At 64.2% G+C, this 24,656-nt stretch carries 22 protein-coding genes; 5 read left to right on the top strand and 17 right to left on the bottom strand.

The annotated features are described in order from the left end of the window. The 11 genes from PQR32_RS28130 to PQR32_RS28080 all read right to left on the bottom strand — a co-directional run. Positions 1 to 226, bottom strand: a 226-nt coding sequence (locus PQR32_RS28130; protein WP_408234638.1) for an alpha/beta fold hydrolase, incomplete at its 3' end; no start/stop codon positions are given. Then, a complete protein-coding gene (locus tag PQR32_RS28125; protein ID WP_408234635.1) occupies positions 223 to 1,104 on the bottom strand; it encodes a metal-dependent hydrolase in 882 nt (293 codons plus the stop codon). The genes PQR32_RS28125 and PQR32_RS28130, both read right to left, overlap by 4 nt. A gap of 82 nt (positions 1,105 to 1,186) precedes the next feature. Then, positions 1,187 to 2,095, bottom strand: a complete 909-nt coding sequence (locus PQR32_RS28120; RefSeq protein WP_408234632.1) for an SDR family NAD(P)-dependent oxidoreductase — start codon at positions 2,093 to 2,095, stop codon at positions 1,187 to 1,189. A 54-nt stretch (positions 2,096 to 2,149) separates the two neighbouring features. After that, positions 2,150 to 3,763: a flavin-containing monooxygenase gene (locus PQR32_RS28115; protein ID WP_408234629.1), complete on the bottom strand. Its 1,614-nt coding sequence runs from the start codon at positions 3,761 to 3,763 to the stop codon at positions 2,150 to 2,152. A 124-nt stretch (positions 3,764 to 3,887) separates the two neighbouring features. Next, the gene (locus tag PQR32_RS28110; protein ID WP_408234626.1) at positions 3,888 to 4,883 is read right to left on the bottom strand and encodes a sulfonate ABC transporter substrate-binding protein; all 996 of its coding nucleotides are present in this window, start codon (positions 4,881 to 4,883) and stop codon (positions 3,888 to 3,890) included. 429 nt (positions 4,884 to 5,312) lie between these two features. Next, on the bottom strand, positions 5,313 to 6,170 hold the full coding sequence (locus PQR32_RS28105; RefSeq protein WP_408234623.1) for a MerR family transcriptional regulator: 858 nt from the start codon (positions 6,168 to 6,170) through the stop codon (positions 5,313 to 5,315). A gap of 10 nt (positions 6,171 to 6,180) precedes the next feature. Next, positions 6,181 to 6,768 (bottom strand): GNAT family N-acetyltransferase, encoded by a 588-nt coding sequence (locus PQR32_RS28100; RefSeq protein WP_408234620.1) that lies wholly within the window; start codon positions 6,766 to 6,768, stop codon positions 6,181 to 6,183. 180 nt (positions 6,769 to 6,948) lie between these two features. Next, a complete protein-coding gene (locus PQR32_RS28095) occupies positions 6,949 to 7,227 on the bottom strand; it encodes a hypothetical protein (RefSeq protein ID WP_408234618.1) in 279 nt (92 codons plus the stop codon). 56 nt (positions 7,228 to 7,283) lie between these two features. Beyond that, complete coding sequence (ddpX, locus tag PQR32_RS28090) at positions 7,284 to 7,847, bottom strand: D-alanyl-D-alanine dipeptidase (RefSeq protein ID WP_408234615.1); 564 nt, start codon at positions 7,845 to 7,847, stop codon at positions 7,284 to 7,286. A gap of 22 nt (positions 7,848 to 7,869) precedes the next feature. Beyond that, positions 7,870 to 8,766 carry a sap1 transcriptional regulator SapR gene (gene sapR / locus PQR32_RS28085; protein ID WP_408234612.1) on the bottom strand — a complete coding sequence of 299 codons (897 nt, stop codon included), beginning with the start codon at positions 8,764 to 8,766 and terminating at the stop codon, positions 7,870 to 7,872. 178 nt (positions 8,767 to 8,944) lie between these two features. Next, positions 8,945 to 9,835 (bottom strand): DMT family transporter, encoded by an 891-nt coding sequence (locus PQR32_RS28080; RefSeq protein ID WP_408234609.1) that lies wholly within the window; start codon positions 9,833 to 9,835, stop codon positions 8,945 to 8,947. 286 nt (positions 9,836 to 10,121) lie between these two features. On the opposite strand from PQR32_RS28080, the gene PQR32_RS28075 reads away from it, so the two are divergent. Beyond that, complete coding sequence (locus tag PQR32_RS28075; RefSeq protein ID WP_408234606.1) at positions 10,122 to 13,496, top strand: autotransporter outer membrane beta-barrel domain-containing protein; 3,375 nt, start codon at positions 10,122 to 10,124, stop codon at positions 13,494 to 13,496. A gap of 127 nt (positions 13,497 to 13,623) precedes the next feature. After that, positions 13,624 to 14,151 carry a hypothetical protein gene (locus PQR32_RS28070; protein ID WP_408234604.1) on the top strand — a complete coding sequence of 176 codons (528 nt, stop codon included), beginning with the start codon at positions 13,624 to 13,626 and terminating at the stop codon, positions 14,149 to 14,151. Positions 14,152 to 14,203: 52 nt separating this feature from the next. Here the strand turns inward: PQR32_RS28070 and PQR32_RS28065 are convergent, their stop codons facing one another. The 3 genes from PQR32_RS28065 to PQR32_RS28055 form a co-directional block, all read right to left on the bottom strand. After that, positions 14,204 to 15,280, bottom strand: coding sequence for a TAXI family TRAP transporter solute-binding subunit (locus PQR32_RS28065; protein WP_408234603.1), 1,077 nt, complete (start codon positions 15,278 to 15,280; stop codon positions 14,204 to 14,206). Positions 15,281 to 15,449: 169 nt separating this feature from the next. Further along, a complete protein-coding gene (locus PQR32_RS28060; RefSeq protein ID WP_408234600.1) occupies positions 15,450 to 16,724 on the bottom strand; it encodes a zinc ribbon domain-containing protein in 1,275 nt (424 codons plus the stop codon). A gap of 374 nt (positions 16,725 to 17,098) precedes the next feature. Beyond that, entirely contained in the window at positions 17,099 to 18,634 is a 1,536-nt protein-coding gene (locus PQR32_RS28055) for an MDR family MFS transporter (RefSeq protein WP_408234597.1), read from the bottom strand. Positions 18,635 to 18,708: 74 nt separating this feature from the next. Here PQR32_RS28055 and PQR32_RS28050 point away from each other — a divergent pair, with 74 nt between their 5' ends. Further along, a complete protein-coding gene (locus PQR32_RS28050) occupies positions 18,709 to 19,503 on the top strand; it encodes a TetR/AcrR family transcriptional regulator (RefSeq protein ID WP_408234594.1) in 795 nt (264 codons plus the stop codon). A gap of 79 nt (positions 19,504 to 19,582) precedes the next feature. Here the strand turns inward: PQR32_RS28050 and PQR32_RS28045 are convergent, their stop codons facing one another. Further along, positions 19,583 to 20,302 (bottom strand): ribonuclease activity regulator RraA, encoded by a 720-nt coding sequence (locus PQR32_RS28045; RefSeq protein WP_408234650.1) that lies wholly within the window; start codon positions 20,300 to 20,302, stop codon positions 19,583 to 19,585. A gap of 470 nt (positions 20,303 to 20,772) precedes the next feature. Here PQR32_RS28045 and PQR32_RS28040 point away from each other — a divergent pair, with 470 nt between their 5' ends. Then, positions 20,773 to 21,285, top strand: a complete 513-nt coding sequence (locus PQR32_RS28040; RefSeq protein ID WP_408234591.1) for a response regulator — start codon at positions 20,773 to 20,775, stop codon at positions 21,283 to 21,285. Positions 21,286 to 21,421: 136 nt separating this feature from the next. On the opposite strand, the gene PQR32_RS28035 is transcribed toward PQR32_RS28040, so the two are convergent. Further along, a complete protein-coding gene (locus tag PQR32_RS28035; protein ID WP_408234588.1) occupies positions 21,422 to 21,997 on the bottom strand; it encodes a Fur family transcriptional regulator in 576 nt (191 codons plus the stop codon). Between the two features lie 132 nt (positions 21,998 to 22,129). After that, positions 22,130 to 22,756 carry a glutathione S-transferase family protein gene (locus PQR32_RS28030; RefSeq protein ID WP_408234585.1) on the bottom strand — a complete coding sequence of 209 codons (627 nt, stop codon included), beginning with the start codon at positions 22,754 to 22,756 and terminating at the stop codon, positions 22,130 to 22,132. Between the two features lie 213 nt (positions 22,757 to 22,969). Between PQR32_RS28030 and PQR32_RS28025 the strand changes: the two genes are divergently transcribed. Continuing rightward, entirely contained in the window at positions 22,970 to 24,655 is a 1,686-nt protein-coding gene (locus tag PQR32_RS28025) for an ATP-binding domain-containing protein (RefSeq protein ID WP_408234582.1), read from the top strand. Position 24,656: the final 1 nt, after the last annotated feature.

Here is a 24,656-nt window from a genome sequence, read left to right as displayed (position 1 = left end):
CGCGCCAGGGGGGCCGGGGCGCGGGCGCCCCGGAAGCGCCGGCGCCGCGCACGTCGTAGGCGATCACGCGGTAGCGCGCATCCAGTTGCGCGCGCACCGGTTCCCACACGGCCGCCGAGTCGGGATAGCCGTGCACCAGCACGATCGGCGGCGCGTCGCGCGGTCCGCTTACGTAGACCGCGAGCCGCACGCCGCCGGCGTCGACCGATAGCGTGTCGCGTATCACGCGGCCGCCTGCACGCCGCGCCGCGCGGCTTTGCGAGCGCTCGGCGTGACCGCGTTGGTGGCATCGACCGCGGCAACCAGGCCATCGATACGCGCCAGTTGCGCGCGGTTGTCGTGATCCCACGGATGAAAGCCGGGCCGGAAAAAGCTCAGCCATTCACCGGCGATGCGCGGAAACACGCCATGACGCGGGCCGTACAGATACTTCACGACACGCCACATGCCGCGTATATGATCGCCGCGTTTGCGGTCGGCGATGAGCAGGCGCACGTGGTAATCGAACACGATCAGCCAGAACGTCAACGTGGTGGCGAGCATGGTGCCGGTGCGCAACAGATAGCGGCTGAGGCCGGGCTTGAGCACGGCGTTCCATACGTCGTAGGAAACGGATTTGTGCTCGGTTTCCTCGAGCGCATGCCAGGTCCACATGTGCGTATAGCCTTCTACCGAACCCCCGATGCGCGACGCGTCTTCCAGCAGCAGGCCGGCGAGCATCGCCGTGTAGTGTTCGAGGCAGACGGTGACAGCGAGCTGATATGAATGCGGCAGGATCCTGCGGCCGAAGTTGAGAATCGCCCACAGCCGTTGGTCGAGCTTGTGCGCGGGCAGGCCGGCTTCCTGCAGCAGATCGTTGTATTCCACGTGCTCGCGCGTATGCATGGCTTCCTGGCCGATGAAGCCGAGCACCTGCTTCTTCAGCACAGGGTCGTCGATCTGATCGCGGTAGTTACGCACGCTGTCCATGAAAAAACGCTCGCCGGCCGGAAACAGCAGCGAAAGCGCGTTGAAGAAGTGTGTCACATGCGAGCCTTGCACGTGCCAATCGCAGGCACGTTCCTGCGGCAAGTTGAAACGAAGGTCGCGGCGAATCGGCATCATGGCCTTTCTCCTTGTGATTCTTGATGTGTTGCTGACGGGCTGATCGAGTGAAGCGCATGGCGCGATGCAAGGGGCCGGCGCATCAGGCGCGCTTGCCGTCCACCTGTGCGGTGCGCCGCGCGCGCTTTTCCGCGATGCGTTTCATCCGGCGCGTTTGCATCACCACCAGTGCCTGATAGGCCGCGGGCAGCGTGCGCGCCAGCCAGTCGGCGGCCCGCGCGTCGCGTCCGATCAGCACGCGCCGCTTGTTTCTGCGCACGCCGTCGAGGATCACGCGCGCGGCTTCATCGGCGGTGGTGATGAAGAACTTCTCGAAGTCGTCCTTGCCTTGCTGTTCGGTTTCCAGCATGAAGCCGACCATGTTCGAGGCGATACGGCTCGATTGCGCGATGCCCGTGCGGATGCCGCCCGGATGCACGCAGGTCGCCGAAACGCCGCACTTCATCAGGTCGAGTTCCTGGCGCAGCGCTTCAGTAAAGCCGCGCACGGCGAATTTGGTCGCGTTGTAGCCGCTCATGCCCGGCTGCGAAAAGAGGCCAAATACGCTCGACGTATTGACAATATGCCCCGCGCCGGAAGACTTGAGATACGGCAGAAATGCCTTCGTGCCGTGCACCACGCCCCAGAAGTTGATGCCGACGATCCACTCCAGATCGGCGTATTCCATCCCTTCGATGGTGCTCGACAGCGCGACGCCCGCGTTGTTGAACACGAGATTGACGCGCTGATGCTGCGCGGCCGTTTCGGCGGCCCAGTCGAACATCGCGGCGCGGTCGGCGACATCGAGCACGCGCGTAGTGATGCGCAGCGGCGAGCCGACGATCGGCTGCGCCGCGGCTTGCGCCAGCTGCGCGGTTTCGGCGAGGCTCGTGGCATTGCGGTCGGCGAGCGCGAGGTGGCAGCCTTCGCGCGCCAGTTGAATCGCGAGCGAGCGGCCCATCCCCGAGCCTGCGCCGGTGATCGCGGCTACGCTGTCGGTAAAGTTTTTCATTGGCTTATCTCCGCTTCTCCCTGAACTGTGCTTTGTCGTTGTCGTTACGTTTTATCAGGTCGCTTCCGCCGATGCCGGCGTCGACGCCGAAGCAGCGCCGCCCTGAGCATGCGCGCCGTGCGCTGAATCCATCGGCACGCTCGCCGCATGCGGCGCGGGCGAATACGCGAGGTAATCGTCCATGCTGAAGGTGCTGGTGGCCTGACGGAATTTGTAGGCGAAGCCCGGCCACAGCGTGGTGTTCTTGCCGGTCGCCGGATCGAGATACCAGCTCTTGCAGCCGCCCGTCGACCAGATCGCGCGGCCGAGCTTCTGCTGGATCTGCTCGTTGTAGGCGCGTTCCACTTGCGGACGCACTTCGATGGCATCGGCGCGTTCCGCACGCATCGTCTTCAGCGCGCGCAGGATGTACTCCACCTGCGACTCGATCATGAACACCATCGAGTTATGGCCGAGGCCGGTGTTCGGTCCGACCACCATGAAGAAGTTCGGATAACCAGGCAATGTCGTACCGAGGTAGGCATGCGCGCCGTCACGCCATGTATCGACGATATCGACGCCGCCGCGCCCGCGCACCACGCCGCGCGGAAACGGATCGGCCACCTGGAAGCCGGTGCCGAAGATCAGGCAATCGGCGCGGTGACGCGCGCCGTCAGTGGTGACGATCGCGTCTTCCTCGATGCGGGCGATGCCGGTGGTCGTCACCGAAACGTTCTGGCGCGACAGGGCGGGGAAGTAGTCGTTCGAGATCAGCACGCGCTTGCAGCCCATCGTGTAGTTGGGCGTGAGCGTGGCGCGCAATTGCGGATCGCGCACGTGGCGGCGCAGATGCCGCTCCGCGGCTTTCTGCGCGGTCTTCATCAGCGAAGGATGAATCGCAAAGCCGACGGCGCGCGATTCGAGCACGCAGTAGAGCGCTGAACGCATGATCTTCTGCGTGAACGGCAGGTGTTTGAACAGCCACTGTTCGAGCGGCGTCACGGCACGGTCGGCCTTCGGCATGATCCACGGCGGCGTGCGCTGGAACAGGTCGAGATGCGCGACGCGCGGCGCGATCTGCGGGACGAACTGGATCGCGCTCGCGCCGGTGCCGATCACGGCGACGCGTTTGCCTTCGAGCGAATAGCTGTGATCCCACTGCTGCGAGTGGAACGTTTTGCCCTTGAATTTTTCGAGGCCGGGAATGTTCGGCACCGCTGCGCGCGACAGGCCGCCCATGCCCGAAATCAGCACGCGTGCCGACCATCGCTGACCGTTTGCAAAGGTGAGTTGCCAGCGGTGGCGTGTCTCGTCGTAGGTCGCTGTCGCGAGTTCGTGACCGAACCGCAGATGTCGCTGGATGCCGAAGCGCTGTGTGCAGTCCTCGAGGTAAGCGCGGATTTCCGGCTGGCGCGCGAACATGCGGGTCCAGCGCGGATTCGGAGCAAAGGAGAACGAATAGACGTGGGATTGGACGTCGCATGCGCAACCGGGGTAATGGTTGTCGCGCCACGTGCCGCCGACGGCATCGGCCTTTTCGGCGACGATGAAGTCGGTGACGCCGGCCTGCCGCAGGCGGATCGCCATGCCGAGGCCCGCGAACCCGGACCCGATGATGGCGATATCGGTCTCGATAGGCGCGGACGCGTCGGGCGCCGCGGCGTGGTGGGGCATCATGCGTGCGTTCATCCGATCCGCCTCCGTTTTTACCGTCTTAACTGTTACATTGGTTGATGTAACGATAGAGGCTGGTAACGGATGACGCAAGCGGGCGGCTAGACGCTCGCCTCTAGCCGCGGAGGCCCGCCGCGAGTTACTTCACGGCCAGGGCCGACGTGACTTCCCGGTTCTGCCAAACGCTGTCTTTCACGGTGATTTTCTGCGGGATCAGGTTGGCGCCGTAGAACGCATCGGCGACGATCTGCTGCGAACGCACGATCTCGTCCGTGACGGCGGTGGTGCCGTACGGATACCGGCGCACCCACGTTTCGACCAGCTTCTGATCGAGACCGACCTTCGGCGCGATCAGCGCGGCGGTCTCCACCGGATGCGCATTGACCCACAGCCCGGCGGTGCGCAACTGTCCGAGAATCGCGCCGATCACGTCGGGATGCTGCTGCGCGAAGTCGCGCGTCGCTTCATAGAAGTTGTATGGGGCGTTGAGCTCGGTGTAGTCGGCGAGTGTGCGCGCCTTCAGCGCCTGCTGCGCGGACGCATAGTACGGATCCCAGATCACCCATGCATCGACACTGCCGCTTTCGAAGGCAGCGCGGGCGTCGGCAGGCGGCAGATACACCGGACGAATGTCCTCGTAGCGCAGGCCCGCTTTCTTGAGCGCTTCGAGTATCAGATAGTTGGAGCTCGAGCCTTTTTGCAGCGCGACGCGTTTGCCCTTCAGGTCGGCCACGTGATGCAGTGGCGAGTCGCTTTTGACGAGGATCGCTTCGGCGTGGCTTCCCGAAGGCTCGGCGCCCACGTACACGAAGCGCACGCCGCTCGCCTGCGCGAACACTGGCGGCGGCGCGCCCGTGTAGCCGAAGTCGATGCTGTTCGCGTTCAACGCTTCGAGCAGTTGCGGTCCTGCCGGGAATTCGAACCACTTGATGCTGTAGCCGAGCGGTTTGAGTTTTTCGTCGAGCGAGCCTTGTGCCTTGAGCACCGCGAGCAGGCCCGATTTCTGATAGCCAATGCGCAATACTTTCGCCGGCTCGTTGCCGTTGCCGCCGGTCTGCGCGGTGGCGCTCAAGGTCGTGAATGCCGCGAGCAAGGCGGCGGCGAGTTGAAGCGAATAACGGGCGTGACGGACCATCCTGCGAATCTCCATTGCGTTCGATTGGTGTGGCCGCCGCGGGTTGTCAGCGTGACTCGTGTTAGTCCGCGAAAAGGCATGACGCGGGCTTGCGGATGCGGCTGAAAACGCGTTGCGGCGACGTTCGGGGATCGTCGCATGGACGTCCCGCCGTTCAAACGAAGCAATGCAGATTTGAATATGACGCGCGCCGGAACATGGCGCGGTCTCGGTGTGTTCGTCTAGCCGCGCAAGCGGGCGTGCGCAAAAGCACGAGCGAGCGCAAAGGGTAAGAGGCGGGCGAAGGTGGGCGCGAGGGCGAACGAAGGCAAGAGGCGAATGCGAATGCGAAGATGGGCGCGAACGACCAAGGTAAGGGCGAACGCGAGGACGAATGCGAAGGTGATAGCGAACGCAAAGTCAGCGCGAGAGCGAGACTACGCGCAGGGGCTACTTCTTCGTTTTGTCCTTCTTCGCAGCGCCCGTAGCGCCGTCAGCAGGATGCCCCAGTTTCTTTTCCATGATGGCCGCGACACGGTCGCCGAGATAATCGCCGGAGGCCTCTTCGAGCGCCCGGTTCATTTCGCTTTCCACCAGCACCATCGCCAGCGGCCGCACGCGCCAGATGGCGTCGACCAGAGCGGGCACATCGGCGGGCGGCGGCAGCGCGTCGGCGTCGTAGCGGTCCAGTTGACGGACCACCAGATCGACCAGCGCCTTGGCGACCGCATGAAAATGCGGCCTCGCGATGCTCACGGCGTCGAGCAGATCGGCAAGCGGAATGCCTTCCTTCGCCATGGTCGCGCCGGCGGCCAGCGCCGTCGGGCTGCCCGACACGAACGAGAGACCGTCGCGCTCCAGCAAACCGAGGTCGACCGCTTTGCCGAGTGCGCTCGGCGAGGCCTTGTCACCGAACATTTGCAGTAGTTCGATCAGCGAGTATTTTTTCGGCCGCTCGCGCGACCAGCGGCCGCCGATCGCCGTTTCCAGACCGAGGATGGAGCGCAGATCGTGGCCTTCGTCGACGGCCATGATCAGGTCCTGGATGTTCGCGAGCGTGTAGCCGCGTGCGAGCAGATGGTTGATCAGTTTGAGACGCGAAGCGTGCGTGTCGTCGTACACGCCGACGCGGCCGCGCTTTTCCGGCGGCGCGAGCAGGCCCCGGTCCTGATAGGCGCGCACGTTGCGCACGGTGGTGTCGGTGACGCGCGCGAGTTCGTCGACGGTGTATTCGTTGCGCGGCGTGGCGCTGGCCGGGTCGTGCGAGTCGGCGAGCAGGGGCGGGACAGGAGGCGGCGTGTTGGGCATGGAAAGGATTTTAACGCGGCGCCACGTCGTCCGGCAGGCGCGAGTCACCCTTGCCGAGCGTGCGCTGCATCAACGTCGTGTCGAGCCAGCGGCCGTGTTTAAAGCCCACCGCCTTCAAGGTGCCCGTCAATTCGAAACCCAACTGCGTATGCAGCGACAGCGAACCGCCGCTGCCGCCGTCTGCGATCACGGCGACCATCTGGCGCCACGGTCCGGTTTCGCAGCGCTCGATCAGCGCCTGCAGCAGCACGCGTCCCAGACCTCGGCCGCGATAGGCGTCGTTCACATAGATCGAGTCTTCGATGGTGTTGCGATACGCGGCGCGCGGCCGGTAAGGCGTGGCGTAGCAATAGCCGGCGACTTCGCCGTCGATCTCCGCCACCATATACGGCAGCCCGTGGCTGCGTACCGACGCGAGCCGCGTGCGCAGGTCATCGACGGAGGGCGGGATTTCTTCGAACGAGGCGACGCCGGTCAGCACGTGGTGCGCGTAGATCGCCTGAATCGCGGGAAGATCGGTTTCGGTGGCGTCGCGGATCAGCGGGGCCGCTGCGGTCGCTGATCCGGAAGTGCCGGGCGCGGGATGGGGGGTGCTCATACGTGTTCCTGTCGTGGCAATAAATCGGCGGATACGTTTTACTATGCCCGCCGCGCGCGCGAATTTGAAGCGAGTCAAAAATCGCCACGACGTATGGCGGGTATTTACCTTTAACCCATGCGCGCGTCAGCAATCTTCAGCGAAGACGACGCGCGCCCACGGTCGCCCGCCTGGGACCGCTCAGCTATGCGAGTACGTATCCGGCTGCGTCACATGCCCACGATGATGCCGATGATGCTTCGTCTTATGTTTCGGCTTGGCCTCGGATGTCGGCGCATGCTGTTCGGCGGGTTGCTGCGGAGCCTGCGCCTGTTGGGCCTGCGCGCGAGGCGCGGGCTGCGCGTGACCGGACGGCAGCGAGCTTTGGCCTTCGCCGAAACGGAAGGTTTGCGAGGTCTGGGCGTACGCGCCGACAGAGAGCGTCAGGGCGGCAACCGCCAGGCAAATTGAAAACTTCATGGATCCTCCTTCTGAACGAGCCGGTGAGGATACCCGTTTTCCTGGCAGTCGATCGATCACATCAGGCGCAGCGGCCCGCTCGCGCTGTTGTCGATCAGCGGCAACGCGCGCGAACCCGGCAACTCGTAGTGCCACCATTCGCTCTTGATGTGCGTGAAGCCCGAGCCATGCATCACCCCCAGCAACAGCATGCGATTGCGCTGCACCTCTGCCGGCAAGCCAGGATGAAAGTGTTCCGATTCGATCGTCATGGCGTCGAAGCCGGTGCCCATGTCGATTTCCTCGCCGCGGGCGTCGAGCAATGTCAGGTCGAGCGCTGTGCCGCGGCTATGGTTCGAGCCGCGCGTCAGGTCCGCCACGTAAGTCGGGTCGGGCAGAAAATCCCACAGCACTTGCTGCGCTTGCGGCGGCCGGTACGCATCGAAAATGCGCAACGTTGTGCCGATCTGACTCGCCAGTTCGACCGCACGGCGCAGCGCCGCCTCCGCCGGCTCGAGCAGCAGACAATGCGCGGCCTTGTAGATCGGTTTGCCGGTGAGATTGCGCGCGGTGGCGTAGACGAGGTCGATATCGACGCCATGCGTGGCAGGCGTGATTTCGATAAGTCGATGGTCGGTCATGAGGCAAAGGACGTGGTGTGCATCAGAGGTCGTCGAACTGGTCGAATTCACTTTGCAGTTCCCGGTTGCGCGCGACACGTTCGTCGATACGCGGTCCGAGCCGTTCGACGATCGCCGAAATCAGCAGGTTGAAGAGGCACGTGAGCGGCGCGAGCGAGTCCCAGAACTGGCCGACATCGGTTTTTACCTGCAGCAGATCGCCATCGAATTCGCGCGCCCACGGACAATAGATGTCGGTGATGAGCGCGAAGGGCAGGCCGCGGCGCGTGGCGGCTTCGCAATAACGGCGCGCGACCTTCGAGTAAGCGCGGGTGTCGGTGACGATCAGATAAGGCGATTCGAAGCCGGAGTTCAGCGAATCGACGTACGAGCCCGACATGCCGTCGGAATAGAACACGCGCGGGCGGATGTATTCGAGGTAGCTGTAAAACGCGTTGCTGATACCGCGCGTGGACTGAATGCCGAGAATGTAGACGGCATCCGCGTTCGAGATGCGCTCGGCCACACGCTTGAACATCGGCGATTGCGCGAGTTGATAGACATGCTGGATCGCGCCGATTTCGAGTTCGAGCGAATGGGCGAGCGCGGGGTTGGGCTCGGCAGGCGAATTTACGTCCGGCGTGGTCTCGTCGTGTTGACCGGCGGCGCGGCGGAACGCGTCGAGCCGGTCCGTGATCAGCCACGGACGCTCCTGAGCGCCGCGCAGTTCGCGCTTCAGGTCGTCCAGATTCTGATAGCCGACGCTGCGCAGGAACCGGCCGACCGAGATGCCGCTCGTGCCGGCTTGCTGGGCGATCTGATCGGCGGTTTCGAGGCCGAGCCGGTCGAGGTTGGCCAGCATGTAGCTGGCGACGCGCTTGGAGGTGGGCGTGAGTTCGGCAAAGCGGGCTTCGACGGTTTGAGCAAAAGCGGTCGGCATCGTAGTCGCGGCGCTGGGCAGTGGTTAGTCGATCATGGGAATGATGACATATTCAACCGGCCGCCCGCGCCGCGCGGGTCCGAAAATCGATGAGACGTATGCCAGTCGGATGCCAGTCGGATGCTGGCCGCAAGCGGGACGCAAACAGGAAGCAGGCGACACGCAGTCAAAACACGCGTCAGATGGCCGGGCGCGTTGGCGCCGGTGCCCGCGAGAAGCGCCGAGCGCCCGCCACGCAGCCCACCACGACGACGGTGACCACAATCATCGCTGGCGGCACCTGTTCGTGCAGCAACAGGCCCGCAAGCAGCAGGCCGAAGAACGGCTGCAGCAACTGCAACTGCCCGACGCCCGCAATGCCGCCGAGCGCGAGCCCGCGATACCAGAACACGAAGCCGATCAGCATGCTGAAGAGCGACACATAGGCGAGGCCCCAGAGCGACGCGTGACTGACACCGTCGAATGATGCCGGCCGCGTCCACACCGCGAGCGGAAGCATGAGCGGCAGCGACAGCACGAGCGCCCACGAAATCACCTGCCAGCCGCCGAGGTGGCGCGACAGGCGCGCGCCTTCGGCATAACCCAGTCCGCATGCGACGATGGCGGCCAGCATCAGCGCGTCACCGATCGGCGAGGCATCGAGCCCGTGACGCAAGGCAAACGCCACCACCGCGCCACTACCGAGCGCGGAGAACAGCCAGAACGCCGGTTGCGGGCGCTCGCCGCCGCGCAGCACGCCGAAGATCGCCGTGGCGAGCGGCAGGAGGCCGACGAACACGATGGCATGCGCCGCGCTCACGTGCCGCAGCGCGAGCGCGGTCAGCAGCGGAAAGCCGACCACCACGCCGAGTGCGACGATCACTAGCGGAATCAGGTCGTGGCGGGACGGCCGCGCCTGGCGGAAGACGAGCAGGAGCAGCAGACCGAGCGTGCCGGCGATCGTCGCGCGGGCGACCGTGACGAATAGCGGGTCGAGGCCTTGCACGGCGACGCGCGTGGCCGGCAGCGAGCCGCTGAAGATCAATACTCCTATGAAGCCGCTCAGCCAGCCGTTTGTCGTTTTGTCCATCGGGAGGGTCCGTGCGCGTTGGGGGAGAGAGCCACAGCATCCGCTATCCGGCCATGGACGGTAAGGTACGGATCGATGTAAATCGTCCAAACTGTACCGAAGAATGGGGCGGTACAGCGGTCACATGGCTGGCGATGTGTTCCTCACGGCAACCAGCCTTGTGGTAAGGCGAAACAGGCACGCGCCGGAAGTCTCCCAGGAATACAACCTGGCAGGAGTCGGTTTCGAATGCTATAAATCAGCGAGTTTGTCCACATGAAGTAGTTCAGGGAAAAGGACAAGACGCATGCTGAAGACGCTTGGAACCAGGGTTGGCTTTGCCGTGCTGCTGTACCGGGCGTTTTCTCCATCTGCAATGGCATCGTGCACCGGTACGGCTCCGCCCAGCGGGACAACCGTGGCGTGTACCGGAGCCGGCATCCCTGCAGTGGCTGCCCAGACGGGCAGCACGGGCGTCACGATCAATGTCGACTCGACCGCCGTGGGCAATTTTGCGCGGGCGGCGCATCCGGTGGCGCTGAGCGTCGACACCAGCAGCGCCATCACGAGCAGCGGCAATCTTTCACTCACCGGTGGCGGCGGTACCGGGGGCGCACGCGGGGCGGTGCTGCTCGGCGTGGGCAACGGAAACCTGATCAACAATGCGTCAGCGGGCGTGATCAGCACAACCGGCGCGTTCAACGACGGCATGGCCGCGAACGGCAGCAACAACACGCTGACCAACAACGGTTCGATTACCACCAGTGGTCCCAATGCCTATGGCATATCCGCCGCCTGGGGGCAGACCAATCTCGGACAGGCCGGCAACACGATCGTGAATACCGGCACGGTGTCCACCTCCGGCAGCAATGCCCGGGCTGTATCGATACTCGGCGGAAGCGGCACCGTCAACAACAGCGGCCAGCTGTCCACGACCGGCGCCGCGGGCCAGACCGTCTACATGCAAGGGAACGCCGATCACCTGATCAACACGGGGACGATCACCGCGAGTGGCGCGAGCGTCGGTGGCACCACGGCTGACGCGGTGTTCTCCAACACCGTGGCTTCGACTTTCACGACGCTGATCGAGAACCGCGCGGGCGGGCAGATCATCAGCCAGAACGGCTCCGGTATCCGCACCCTGAACGGCAATTCGACGATCATCAACGCGGGGCTCGTGCAAAGCGGCGTCGGCACGGCCATTACGATGGGCAATGGCAACGACTCGCTGATCCTGCAAAGCGGGTCGGTCATCAACGGCAGTGCGAACGGCGGCGCCGGCTCGAACACGGTGACCTTGCAAGGGAGCGGGACGGCGTCGAACGCATTCACGAACTTCCAGACCTTGCTCATGCAGGGCACGCTGTGGAACTGGACCGGCAGCGGCACCTTCACGCTCGCTCACGTGCAGACCGGCACACTGAACCTCACCGGGACGCTCGGTGCGTCGGCGGCGGCACTCGTCGATGCCGGTTCGACGCTGCAGGCCAATGCGCAGACTCTGCCGCAGACCGTCACGGACAATGGGCTGGTCCGCTTTGCGCAAGACAGCGCGGGCACTTATGGCGGTCTGATCTCGGGTACCGGCTCGGTCGAAAAGGCCGGGACAGGGACATTGACGCTTGCGCCGGCCGCAGCCGGTGGCAACAGCTATTCGGGCGGCACCGTGCTGACTGAAGGGACGCTGTCGGCGTCGGCGGACAACGCGCTCGGCGTGGCGAGCGGCGGGGTGACATTCAACGGCGGCGCGCTGCAACTAGGCAGCAGCTTCGACCTCGCCGCGACGCGGGCCATTACGATTATGGCCGGCGGCGGCACCATCGACACGCAAGACTTCCAGTCGACGATCGCGCAGAACATCTCAGGAGCAGGCGCGTTGAACAAGCTCGGCGCCGGCACGCTGATTCTCGACGGCGCGAACTCGTATGGCGGCGGCACGACTGTTAGCGCGGGCACGTTGGTGGTGGGCGATGCCGCGAGTCCGGGCGCCGCGCTCGGGGGCGGCGGCGCGACGACAATCGCGTCCGGCGCGACGCTCGGCGGCTATGGCAGCGTGACCGGCGATGTCACGAACAATGGCACGCTCAGCGTCGCCAACGCGCTCGCACAGTTCGACGCTCAGCCTAACGGCACGTTCGCCATCAATGGCCAGCTGGTCAACGCCGGCCTCGCGCAAATCGGCAACAGCCGAAGCGTCGGCAACACGCTAACGGTCAGCGACTACGTCGGGCAGAACGGCACGATCGCGCTGGGCGCGGTGCTCGCCGGCGACAACTCGGGGTCCGACAAACTCGTTGTCAACGGCGGCAAGGCAACGGGTTCGTCGACGGTGCAGGTCACTAATGTCGGAGGCGCGGGTGCACCGACGCTCGCGGACGGCATTCAGATCGTGCAGGCAGCGAACGGCGCGACGACGGATCTGTCCGCGTTCAGACTCTCAGGAGGCGTGGTCTCGGCTGGTGCGTACGACTACTACCTCGCTAAAGGGGGCGTCACGAACGGCACGTCGGAGAACTGGTATTTGCGCAATACGGTGCCGCCTGCGCCGAGCACGACGACCGGAACGCCCCCGACGGGAACACCGCCAACGGGAACACCGCCAACGGGAACGCCCCCGACGGGAACACCACCAACCGGCACCCCGCCGTCCACCCAACAGAACGGCCCAATCGCCGCAGCCGGCACGCCGCCGCTTCCAGGCCTGCCACCAAGCGCCGCTCCCATGCCCCTGTACCGCCCCGAGGTTGCGATCTATGCCGAGGTCCCAAGCGTCGCGCGTCAGCTCGGCATTCTGCAGGTCGACAACTTTCACGACCGTCAAGGCGAGCAGTCGTTGCTCTCCGAAAACGGCACGTTGCCCGCTGCATGGGGCCGCGTGTGGGGCGGCCACAGCACGCTGAGTCAAAGCGGCGACGTGAATCCTGAATTCGACGGCTCCGTGGTCGGCGTGCAGGCCGGGCACGACATTTACGCCGACACCACGGCGAGCGGCCAGCGCAACCACTTCGGCTTCTTCATCGGCTTCGCGCGCGCAACCGGTGACGTCAGCGGTCTGGCGGACGCCACACCGAACGCCGACGTCGGGCATCTCGCGATCAATGCATACAGCCTCGGCGGATACTGGACGCATATCGGCGCCGGCGGCTGGTACACCGACGCGGTCGTGATGGGCAGTTCGCTGGTGGTCGATCCGTCGTCACGCAACGGCATCGCAACAACGACGCACGGCAATGCGGTGACCGGCTCGCTCGAAGGCGGCCTGCCACTCGCGATCGGCTACGGTTTGACGCTCGAACCGCAGGCACAACTGATCTGGCAACACCTGTCGATCGACGATCTCGACGACGGCATCTCGACGGTGACGTTCAACAACGGCAATACGTTCGTCGGGCGCTTTGGCGTGCGGCTCGCGGGTCACTACGGTGTCGCGCACACGACTTTACAACCCTACCTGCGTCTGAGCGTATTGCGTTCGTTCGGCAGTGACGACAAGGCGACCTTTGCCGGCGTGACGCCGATCGTGACGTCGGTGGGCCAAACCGCCGGGCAGATCGGCGCGGGAGTAGTGGCGAACCTCACGAAGCAGGGCAGTGCTTTCGCCACGGTCAGTTACATCACGAATCTTGGTGGCGAACATCAACGGACGATCACCGGCAACGCAGGCGTCCGCTGGGCGTGGTGAGGTTTGCGGCGCTGCGTTGAATCACGCCATTCGGATAGGCGTCTATCATGCACTTGCGGGTCCACCGCAGCCGACCGACAGCTAAAGCGCAACGCCGGTTGGCCGCTTTGCGTGGGAGGAGACGAACATGCGCAAACTGACCGCCAAGATCAAGCACGAATTCATGGAGATGCTTCCGCCGACAATCTACTTCTTCGTCATCCTGCATATTGTCGCGATCATGCGCGCGCTGATCAACCGAGGCTACGACGTCACGTTACCGACATCGGTCTCCGTGACCATCGCCGCGCTGATTCTCGGCAAGTCGGTGTTGATCGCCAACATGTTGCCGTTCATCAATCGTTTCCCCGAGAAACCGCTGATCTGGAATATCGGCTGGAAGACGGCGATCTATACGCTGGTGGCCTTGATCGTGCACTACCTGGAGCATCTCTATGAATACTGGAAGGAGACGCCGAGTCTCGCCGCCGCCAATCAGAAACTGCTCACCGATCTGAACTGGCCGCATTTCTGGGCCATCCAGATCTTGCTGGTGACCCTGATCGCCATCTATTGCATGGTCGCCGAACTGGTCCGCGTGATCGGCCGTGACAAGTTCATGGCGATGTTCTTCGGTCCAATACCACCGAAGCCGGCTGATCAGGCTGCCGGCTAGTTCAATCGTTGCCGCTGGCGCGCCGGAACATGCGCCTGCCAATGCGCCGAACTTACTTGCACAGCAGAAGCAAGCGCTCCTGATCCGTACACGTCGGACGCGGTTTCGGCGCGGCCTGCTGGACCGCCGTGGCGCTCATCGCGGCGCTCTTGTTCGCGAGACACGCGCGCAGATGCTTCTCGACCGGCGAGTAGTATTTCCACCCGCGCACGAGGGGCGGCAACTCCAGCTTCACCTGCTTCCATTTCGGATGCCCATGCTCCTGAAGATTGTCGAAGTTGGCGCATAGCGAGTCGGCAAAGTGATTCAGATTGCCGACGGTATCGCGCAGGCCGTAGTCGTAGGTGACGAGAAACGCCTTGACGGTCAACGCGGGCACATCTTCCTTCAGCCAGGTCGGATAGCTGGTCGCGCGAATCGTCGTCGGGAAATAGGTTTGTTTGGCGCGGGTGGTTTCGGGCGCGGCAGGCTCGGCCCTTAGCAGGCGGATCTGCGCCAGCAGATCGGGATTCATGTCGTTGAACAGTTTCGCCGGCTGTCCGACCACGATGATCGCGACGTCCACTTTCTTCACGATCAACGCGGCCAGCGCGTCTTCGTTGCTGAGATGCTGGATGTTCTGCTCGGGAATCGCCTGACCGAACATCAGGTGATAGAGCGTCGTGGCCGACTGCGCGGTGCCGCTGCCGATCAGGCCGACACTGATGCTTTTGTCCTTGATATCGGCGAGGGTTTTCAGCGGCGAGTCCGCGCGCACCACGACGTTGATTTCCTCGTCGTAGAGCGGCATGATGAGCCGCAGCGGCCGGATCGCCGTGCCGGCGTCGGCATTGCCGGCGTTGGCCATGTCGATGTAAGCCTGGTACACGTCGGATTGCACGAGCGCCAGCTTCACGCCCGGCTCGAAGCGCATGCGTTGCACGTTTTCGGCCGAGCCCTTCGACGCCATCACTTCCAGGTCGATGCCCACCGGTTGCGCCACCCATTTCGACAGATCCTGGCCGATCTGAATATACGTGCCCCGTTCCGGACCGGTGACGATCTTGTAATGCACCGGCTCCGCGCAGGCCAGTGAAGATACGACCATCAGCGCCAGCCCCAGCCATCCCGCCAGAAGTCTCTTCAGCATGGTCTATCTACCTATCGGTCAGGTTCGTACGACTTCGCGCGTCGACGCGCGTGAAGCACCAGTGAGCCGGATTGCCATGTCATGTTCTATGTGCCGCGCCTGCCACGTCCGTCTGTTACCTCTCAAACGGCACGCGCTGATTTATACGATTCGGTATCCAAACTATCAGTCACTGGCTCGGTGAACCACCCGCGGAGGGCTTCGCGGCATTCGTCGCAGGACGTTTCCAGCCGGAGTCCTTGATGGCGCGTTCGCGTGCCTCGACGCTATTGCCGTCGGGCGGCGCGGCGGCGGAACGCGGGGCGGCCACCACGACTTCGCTGTTCGGCGGCATGCCTTTGGGCAGCGGAGTCTGTGGTTGAACCGCCTGCTGCGACGCGGGTGCGGCTTGCGCTTGCGCTGACGGTTTGACTTGTGGCGGCGTGCCTGCCGCGGCACGCGGGTTGAGCGGCGCCCAACCGGTCTCGCGAATCACGCGTTCAAGAATCGACTTCGCCGTGTCGTTGCCGGTATCGATCGCGAGCGCTTCGTTGGCGTGTTGACGTGCGCAGGGCCACGACTGCTGCGTGGCGCAAGTCTGCGCCGCTTGCAACGCGGCGTCGCGGCGGGCGGTCAGCGGCTGCAATTCTGTCGCGAGGTCTTGTGCGTCGGAACTGCCCGGTTGCATCGTTTGCGCGGCGCCGAGCGCGGCTTGTGCCGAAGAGAGATCGTTGGCGCGGAAGGCGAGACGCGCCGCCTGCAAAGCCTGCGCGGCATCGCGGAACTGCGGCGCGGGTTTGGCGGGAGCAGGGGCCACCGGCGGCGCGACGGGCGTCACCGGCATCGCCTGAACCGGCCTGGAGGGATTGACGGTCACGCCGGGTTTGCCCGCAGTAGCGCCCTGGTTGGCCGACTGAGCCGGCCTATACAGTGCGATCGTGCCGGTCGTCGTTCTGGCATCCTGAGTAGTTTCGGTTTCGGCAGACTGGTCACTACTGCCACTCGACGAATCGTGATCGCTGAGTAGCGCATATCCGACATACGCCAGGCCGATTACGCCAACTGCGCCGATGGCATAGAGGACCTTGCGAAGCGGGATTGCGCCACGACCCGGCGCATTGGGCAGTGCGGGAAGACGCGGAATCGGCGTGTTCGGTGAAAGGAGTGCGGACGCAGGCAGCGCTGCCTCGCCAGGAGCAGGTTCGCTCGCGAACGTGGCACGCGTCGTGGGGTCCGTCTCGTCGGCTGTTGCCGCATCGAGGCTGTTCTCGGGGCTGTTCTTTTGCGCGGCTTTATTCGTGGCGCTGGCGCGGCTGCCGGGAATCACAGTGCGCTTGTGCGGACCCGCGTCGAGTGGATGCACCGCGCCGCAATACGGGCAATAGTCGACTTGCCGGTACAGTGCGCCGCCACACCGCTTGCAAGGCGTCGGAAAACTGTGGCCGAGTAGTGTCTGGGTGGACATGCTGTGGACCCACCTTTGTATAACGATGCCATTACGGCATGTTCCGGATCATGTTGAAGCGGGAGCAATGTCCGCGGGAATCACGATCCACATGCGCCGGAGAGTCTTGAGCGGCAAGCCCACGCTTGCGGCGCCGCTGCTTGCAATATGTGGCGTTTCGATGAAGACGTCAATCGACGTTGGTACCTATGCTATGTGCGCTAGCGAACATTTGCAGGTACGACGAAATATTCGCTATATCGGCAGGACGAACGGGCGCCACGGTTTTTTCACACGATTCGAACGATATGAAAATAGAACGAGGTCGGCGCGCATGGCGTACGACCTCGTCATTAAGCGCTTGCATCGAGCGCCTGAAGAAAGCGGGAAAATGATCAGTGCTTGCGCAGTGGATGATCCTTCAGCAGCCAGGCGAGCGCGAACGCCAGCACCACCACGCACGCAGCCGAAAGGTACACCGTGTGCAACGCGCCCGCGAATGCTTGCAGATAATCGTCGCGCAACGCTTGCGGCAACTCGTGGATCGCGGCAGGTCCGAGCGCGTGCGGCAATTCGGTGTCGGGCGGGATCAGCTTTTCGAGGCGCGCGGCGAGACCGTTGGAGAACACAGCGCCGAAGCTGGCCACGCCAATCGAACCTCCGATCGAGCGGAACAGTGTCGCGCCTGAAGTCGCCACGCCCATATGCTTGAACTCGACGGTGTTCTGCACCGCGAGAATCAGCACCTGCATCACCATGCCGAGCCCGCAGCCGAGAAGGCCCATATCGATATACATCACATGAATCGGCGTGCTGATCTGCAGGCGTGCGAGCAGCAGCATGGCGACCGCCACGAGAAACGTGCCCGCGATCGGGAACATGCGGTATTTGCCGATCTTGCTGATCACCCGCCCGGTCACCATCGACATCAGAAACAGGCCGCCCATCATCGGCAGCATCTGCATGCCGGCTTCCGACGGCGTCGAGCCTTTGACCACCTGCAAATACAACGGCAGGAACGTCACCGAGCCGAACAGCGATACGCCGATGATGAAGCCGATCAGACTGCTCAGCAAAAACGTGCGTTGTTTGAAGAGCTCGAGCGGCATGATCGGTTCGACCGCGCTGCGTTCTTCGTGAATGAACCCCCAGATCGCCACGAGCCCCATGCCCAGCGTGAACCAGAGTTGCGGCGACGACCACGGCAGGATCGTGCCACCCTGGCTCGTGAACAGGATGATGCAGGTGAGGGCGCCGGCGAGAAACGCGGCGCCCATGTAGTCGATGGTGTGCTTCACGTGGCGAACGTGCGGCTTGAAGACCGCGCCGATCACAATCAGCGAGATGATGCCGAGCGGCAGGTTGATGTAGAAGATCCAGCGCCACGTCAGGTGCTCGACGAGAAAGCCGCCGAGCAGCGGGCCAATCACGGTCGCAAGACCGAACACGCCGCCGAACACGCCCTGATAGCGACCGCGTTCGGCCGGCGGAATCACGTCGGCGATGGCGGCCATCGTCACCACCAGCAAACCGCCGCCGCCGAGACCTTGCAGCGCGCGCAGCACGATGAGCTGCGTCATGTCCTGCGCGACGCCGCACAACGCGGAGCCGACCAGGAACACGATGATCGCCGTCTGCAGCACGATCTTACGGCCGAACAGATCGCCGAATTTGCCATACAGCGGCACGACGATGGTCGAGCTGAGCAGGTAGGCGGTCACCACCCATGACAGATTACTGAGCCCGCCCAGTTCGCCGACGATGGTCGGCAGCGCTGTCGAGACGATTGTCTGATCGAGCGCGGCGAGCAGCATGACCAGCAGCAGCGCCGGAAACAGCAGACGGATCGGCGGGTGATCGGCTGCGTGCGCGCTCGCCTGCGCGCGGGGCTGCGTCAGTTCGGCGGGTTGTGTCGTGGTCGATTGGTCCATGGCATCACGGGTTGAAATTAATTAATTCGGAGATTAATATATGCGACATCGCGTCACCAGTCAAATTGAATGCAATGGCAAGGATTCCGTCAGATGGTCGAAGGGTGAAGGACTCGGTGCCTGATGCGGCTGCGGTGAAGGTTCGCAAGGGCCGTTCCGCGCCCGGCCAGGCTGTTGAAACCCACGCAGGCGCATCGTCGGTGAAACCGGAGGCGGCCGCCGCGCCCGCACGGCGGCCGGGCAGGCCTTCCGGCGCCGCGCGCGGACCGGAGCAGCGCAACCGCTTGCTCGACGCCGCGCTGGTGCTGTTCGCGCGGCAGGGCATCGTCGATACCACGCTCGGGGAGATCGCCCGTGAGGCCGGTTTCACGCCGGCGATGATGCATTACTACTTCAAGACGCGCGATCAACTGCTCGACGTGCTGATCGACGAACGCTTCGCGCCGCTGCGCGCGGGGCTCGGCGTGCCGTTCCAGGAAAATCCCGACGATCCCGTGGCGGCGATCACGCAACTCGCTCAGCGACTGGTGCACGTGGCGGCCGACCATCCGTGGTTTCCGTCGCTGTGGGTGCGCGAAGTGATCAGCGACGGCGGCCTGTTGCGCCAGCGCATGCACGAGCGCTTCGGCAACGCGCATCAGAAGGCGTCGCTGTCGGCCATTGCTCGCTGGCAGAAGGAAGGGCGGCTGAACGCCGGATTGGAACCCGCGCTCGTCTTCGTCACGTTGCTAGGGCTGACGATTTTGCCGCTGGCCACCTCGAAGCTGTGGTGCAACGATCCCGTGCGTCGCAAAATCGGCGGCGAGGAAATCGCGCGGCATGCCGTGGCCTTGCTGGTGCAGGGAATCGGTCCGAAGAAAGCCGATTGATGGCCGCTGCTCGCTGAATCGCGCCGGTGGCACGCGGGTCGCGATCATCCATCGCCGCGTCGCACCGCGCTACCGTGCCTTACGCTTTCCGTTTTTCCTTCCACGCCTCATAAGCGGCTTTCGTCGTTTCGTTCGGCGGGTAAGTGCCGGGCAACGCGGCGCCGTCACGAATCCGCTCGGTGAGAAACGCTTCGAGTTGCTCCTGTTCGGCAGCGGCTTGCACGACCTCTGCCGCCATTTTCAGCGGAATCACCACCACACCGTCCGCATCGCCGACGATCACGTCGCCCGGAAACACCGCGACGCCGCCGCAGCCGATGGGCACATTGATATCCACCGCATGATGGCGAATCAGATTGGGCGGCGCGCTCGCGCCCGCGCAGAACACGGGAATGCCGAGCGCCGCGATCGTCGTGCTGTCTCGCACCGGGCCGTCGGACACCATGCCCGCCACGCCGCGGACCTGCAAGCGCTGCGTCAGGATCGAACCGAACGACGCGCTGCCGCGCTCGCCGCGGCAATCCTGCACGAGCACATGGCCGGCCGGAATCGTTTCGACGCATTTGCGCTGCGCGTACTCGGGATCGGCAAACAGTTCGAGCACGTCGATGTCTTCCCGCGACGGAATGTTGCGCAGCGTGAACGCCGGGCCGACCAGATTCGCGCCGCTGTGCGCGGCGAGCGGCGCGACGCCTTGCATGAACGTATTGCGCAGGCCGCGCTTGAACAATTGAGTCGTCAGCGTGGCGGTGCTGACCTGGCGAAGTGCTTCGAGCGTGGCGGAGTCGAGATCGGACATGATGTCGGGCGGCCTCAAGGTGGGAATCGGAAAACGGGGCATGGCAACCGCATGCCGCGCGGCGCAATGCCCGCTGCGGTCTCGCGCACATGATGATAGCGCCCCACGTAGCCATCGCGGCAAAGCCGCACACCGCGACGTACTCATACGACGCCGAAGCCGGCGAGGCACGCGACGTGCTACTGATGGGGTGGATGTGAATGCAGGCGGCATCAAACAGGTCGCCGGCATCGCACGAGAACAGGAATGTGAAAGGAGACGCCGGGCGGGAAGGGCTGTGCCAATGGGGTTTGCACGAGCCGCCGCGGCGAACCGGGAGTCGGCATCGGTCAGCCATGACTGTGGCGCCGAGGGCCGGTTTTTCATTGGCGTGCAATTTTGGCGCGTTACTGTGCGCGCGTTGGCGCTCGGGCCATGTTTTACAATGTTGGGCCTGTTTGCAACTCGGCGCATGAAATCGAGTCGGAACCATGAACAGCAATATCGCAGCCGCGCAAATTGGCGGCAAGCAGCAGGGCGACACGTTGGCCAAGTCGGACGGCCTAACCGGTTTTTTAGAGCAACAACGGAAAATGAACGGAGCATTGAGACTCGATCAGGCCACGATCGTGCTCGTAGAAGACGACCCGGACAGCCGGGAATCGTTGACCTTATTACTCGAAGCAGAAGGCGCGCATGTCGTCGCCGTGGCGGATGCGGAAGAGGGTGTGGAGGCGGCGCTGCGGTTATTACCCGACGCCGTGGTGTGCGATCTGGAACTGCCGGCCATGGACGGTTTCTACCTGATCCAGCGCTTGCGCGACCACGAGATTCGCGGCGACCACCCGCCGTCGGTGGCCGTGGCGCTCACGGGTCACACTGACGACGCTTACCGCTTGCGCAGCATCGGCGAAGGCTTCCAGCATTTCATGACCAAGCCGGCTTTGCCCGATGATCTCGTGACGCTGCTGCACGACGCGATTCACGCTCGCGCAGCGGGCTGAGTCAGGGCTTCGCGTTGGCCGACGGATTCGCGGCGCGGCTTGGCAGCCGCGTCGCGAGACGCCCGCATCTTCAGATGCCTGGCTTGATGGCAGAGCAGGGTCGAGTGCGGTTCGCGCACATTACTGCTCGTTGCCGCTACTTGACAGCGGCGACAGACGTTCCCGAATCCTTGCTCGCCGCCGCGGCTTCCAGCGCCTGACAGGCAGAGCACAATCCCTTTAATTCGATTTCATCGCTCGCGAGACGGTAGCCCGAGTCTTCGATCTGGGCGACGAGTGCCTGGCGCAGTTTCGGCTGATGCAATTCGGTGACGTTGCCGCATTGCTGGCACACCACCAGGATGCCGTGCTGGCATTGCGTCAGATCGTGGCAGACGGTGAAGGCATTGATCGATTCGATCCGATGCACGAGCCCCGCCGAGAGCAGAAAGTCCAGCGCACGGTACACCGTGGGCGGCGCCGAGCCGGGATGGATCTGGCGCATCTCGTCGAGCAGTGAATACGCTTTGGTGGCGCGCCCGGAATTCAGCAGCAATTCGAGCACTTTGCGGCGGATCGGCGTGAGTTTTTCGCCGCGTTCGCGGCAATACTCTTCCGCGAGGGTCAGTGCGGCTTCCTGCGAAACACCGTGCGTGTGCCCCGGCTCAGCGGCGTGAGCGGAGGCGGCGGAGGTGGCTTTGTCGGCGGTCGCGGCGGGCCTGGCGGTCTTCATGCGTCGATTATAAAGGCCATCGCGTCCCACTGTGCCGGCGTGCGGCGCGCGTAGCCGCCGCCTTGGCCAGGTGCGGCACGATCGGGCAGCAGGGCGCGTGGCCAGAGCCCGGGCCACGCGCCGCCCGATGGCTCAAGTCAGCGGAAAATCGACGTACTTCTTGAACCCCGTGCGCGTCGCAATACGCGAATGCCAGCGCTCCAGATTCGGCAGCGGCGGACGCTGCACGCCGTCCAGCCCGAACCAGCGTTTGGCGTAGGCGCCGATCACGATGTCGGCCAGCGTGAACTTCTCGCCTTCAAGGAAGAAACGCCCTTGCAGATGCGTGTCCAGCATGCGCCACAGCGCGGTCACGGCGTCGAAGTCGGTGGCGAGTTTGGCGGCGTCGCGCTCGGCGGCGGGCGTGCGCACGAGCGTCCAGAACACCGGACGCTCGGCGGGTTGCAGCGTGGACAACGACCAGTCCAGCCAGCGGTCGATGCTGGCGCGCGCTTTCGGCTCCGACGGATACAGCAGGCTGCCTTCGCCGTATTGCATGACCAGATAGCGCAGGATCGAGTTCGATTCCCACAGCACGAAGTCGTCGTCGACCAGCGTCGGGATCTTGCCGGTCGGGTTCATCGCGAGATAGTCGGCTTCGTTGTTACGGCCGAATTGCAGGCCGGCGTCGACACGGTCATACGGCAGCACCAGCTCATCGCAGCACCACAACACTTTCTGGACGTTGACCGAATTGGCGCGTCCCCAGATCGTAATCATCCGGTAAATCCTTTTCTTTACGTTGGCAAGCCGCGACGTTCGCGCGGCGTTCAGCCAGTAACGATACACGATGCGCGTGGTTTTGCGCGCCGCCGGGCGCAGCCGGCCGGGCCGAACGTGGCGGGAAGCGCGTCTGAAAGTGACGCCCGGCAAGCATTCGGCAATGCGCGCGCGTTGCGTACAATGAGCCCACCCGAATACGACGAGGCACGCATGGCCCGCATTGTTCCCGACGACTGGAAGAGCCTCGCCGCCACCGGCGCGGCGGCCCGCGAACGCGAAACGCTGGCGTTGCTCGAAGAGGCGCTGCCCGATGGCTACACCGTCTATCACGGCGTGCACTGGACGCGCCTGAACCAGAACTTCTCGGTGTTCGGCGAAGCCGACTTCGTGATCGTCAGCCCGGCCGGGCGCGTGATGATCGTCGAACAGAAAACCGGCTTTCTGCGCGAAACGCCGAAAGGGCTCGTCAAAGTCTATCTGCAGACCGAGCGCAATGTGGCGATCGCGCTCGCGCACACCATCGAAAGTCTGCATCGGCGCTTTACCGCGGCGTTCGGTGCGGGCACGTATTTCGTCGAGGAACTGCTGTACTGTCCGGATCACATCGTCAAGGACGCGGCGATCGCCGGCGTGAACCCCGCGCGGATCGTCGATGCAACGCGTAAAGACCGGCTCGCGGCGATCATCCGCGAAGCGTTGCCGGCCGACGAACCGCGCCTTGCCTGCGCGCCGAAAATCCACCACTTTCTCGCCGACGAACTGGCGCTCACGCCCGACGCCAGCGCGCTGGTCGGGCAGGCGGGCACGCTCGTCACGCGGCTCGCGGGCGGTCTGGCGACATGGGCGCGCCGGCTCGAGTTCGCGCCGTTCCGGCTGCGCGTGATCGGCACGGCCGGCTCCGGCAAGACGCAACTCGCGGTGCAGGTCATGAAGGACGCGGTGGCGCGCGGACAGACGCCGTTATACGTGTGTTTCAACCGTCCGCTGGCGGATCACATCGCGCGGGTCGCGCCGCCCGAGGCGAAGGTAGCGAACTATCACCAGTTGTGCGACTGGATCGCGCGCGACGCGGGCCGGGAACCGGATTTCCAGGCGGGCGACGTGTTCGACCAACTCGAAACCACTTTCGCCGAAACGCCGATCGATCCGCGCTGGCAATTCGACGTGCTGATCGTCGATGAAGGCCAGGACTTCCAGCAGCCGTGGGTCGCCGCACTCGAGCGTCTGTTGCGCCCCGGCGCCGCGTGGTGGTGGCTCGAAGACCCACTGCAGAATCTGTATATGCGTGAGCCTGTCGCGCTACCGGGCTGGACCACGCTGAAGGAAACCACCAACTATCGCAGCCCGCGCGACATTCTCGATTACGTGCGCGACGTGGTCGGCGCCTCGGTGCCGGTCGCCGCGGCGCTCGCGTCGGGCAGCCCGTTCGACGGCTCCGATATTTCGCTCTCGGTCTACGACGAAGCGAATGCCGCCGAAGGCAGCATCGAGGCCACCAAACGCGCGATCACGCAGGCGCTTTCGCTCGGCTTTCGCAAGCAGGACATCGTGGTGCTGTCGTTTCGCGGACGCGAGGGCTCGGCGATGAGCGCGCTGGACCACCTCGGGCCGCATCGGCTGCGCAGTTTCACGGGCAAGTACGATCTGTTCGGCAACCCCGAATACCGCGAAGGCGACGTGCTGTTCGAGTCGATCTACCGCTTCAAAGGTCAGGCGGCGCCGTGCGTGATTTTCACGGAGGTCGACTTCGAGACTTTCGACGAACGCATCGCACGCAAGCTGTTCGTCGGCGCCACACGCGCGACGATGAAGCTGATCGTCGTCGCGTCGCAGCGGGCCGCGCGGCATCTGCACTTGCGCGATGGCAAGGAGATCAGGGAAGCGAAAGAAGGCTAGC

The sequence above is a fragment of the Paraburkholderia dipogonis genome (assembly GCF_046027395.1).
In the GTDB taxonomy this organism is placed as follows: Bacteria; Pseudomonadota; Gammaproteobacteria; order Burkholderiales; family Burkholderiaceae; genus Paraburkholderia; species Paraburkholderia dipogonis_A.
This window is presented reverse-complemented; position numbering and strand designations above follow the sequence as displayed.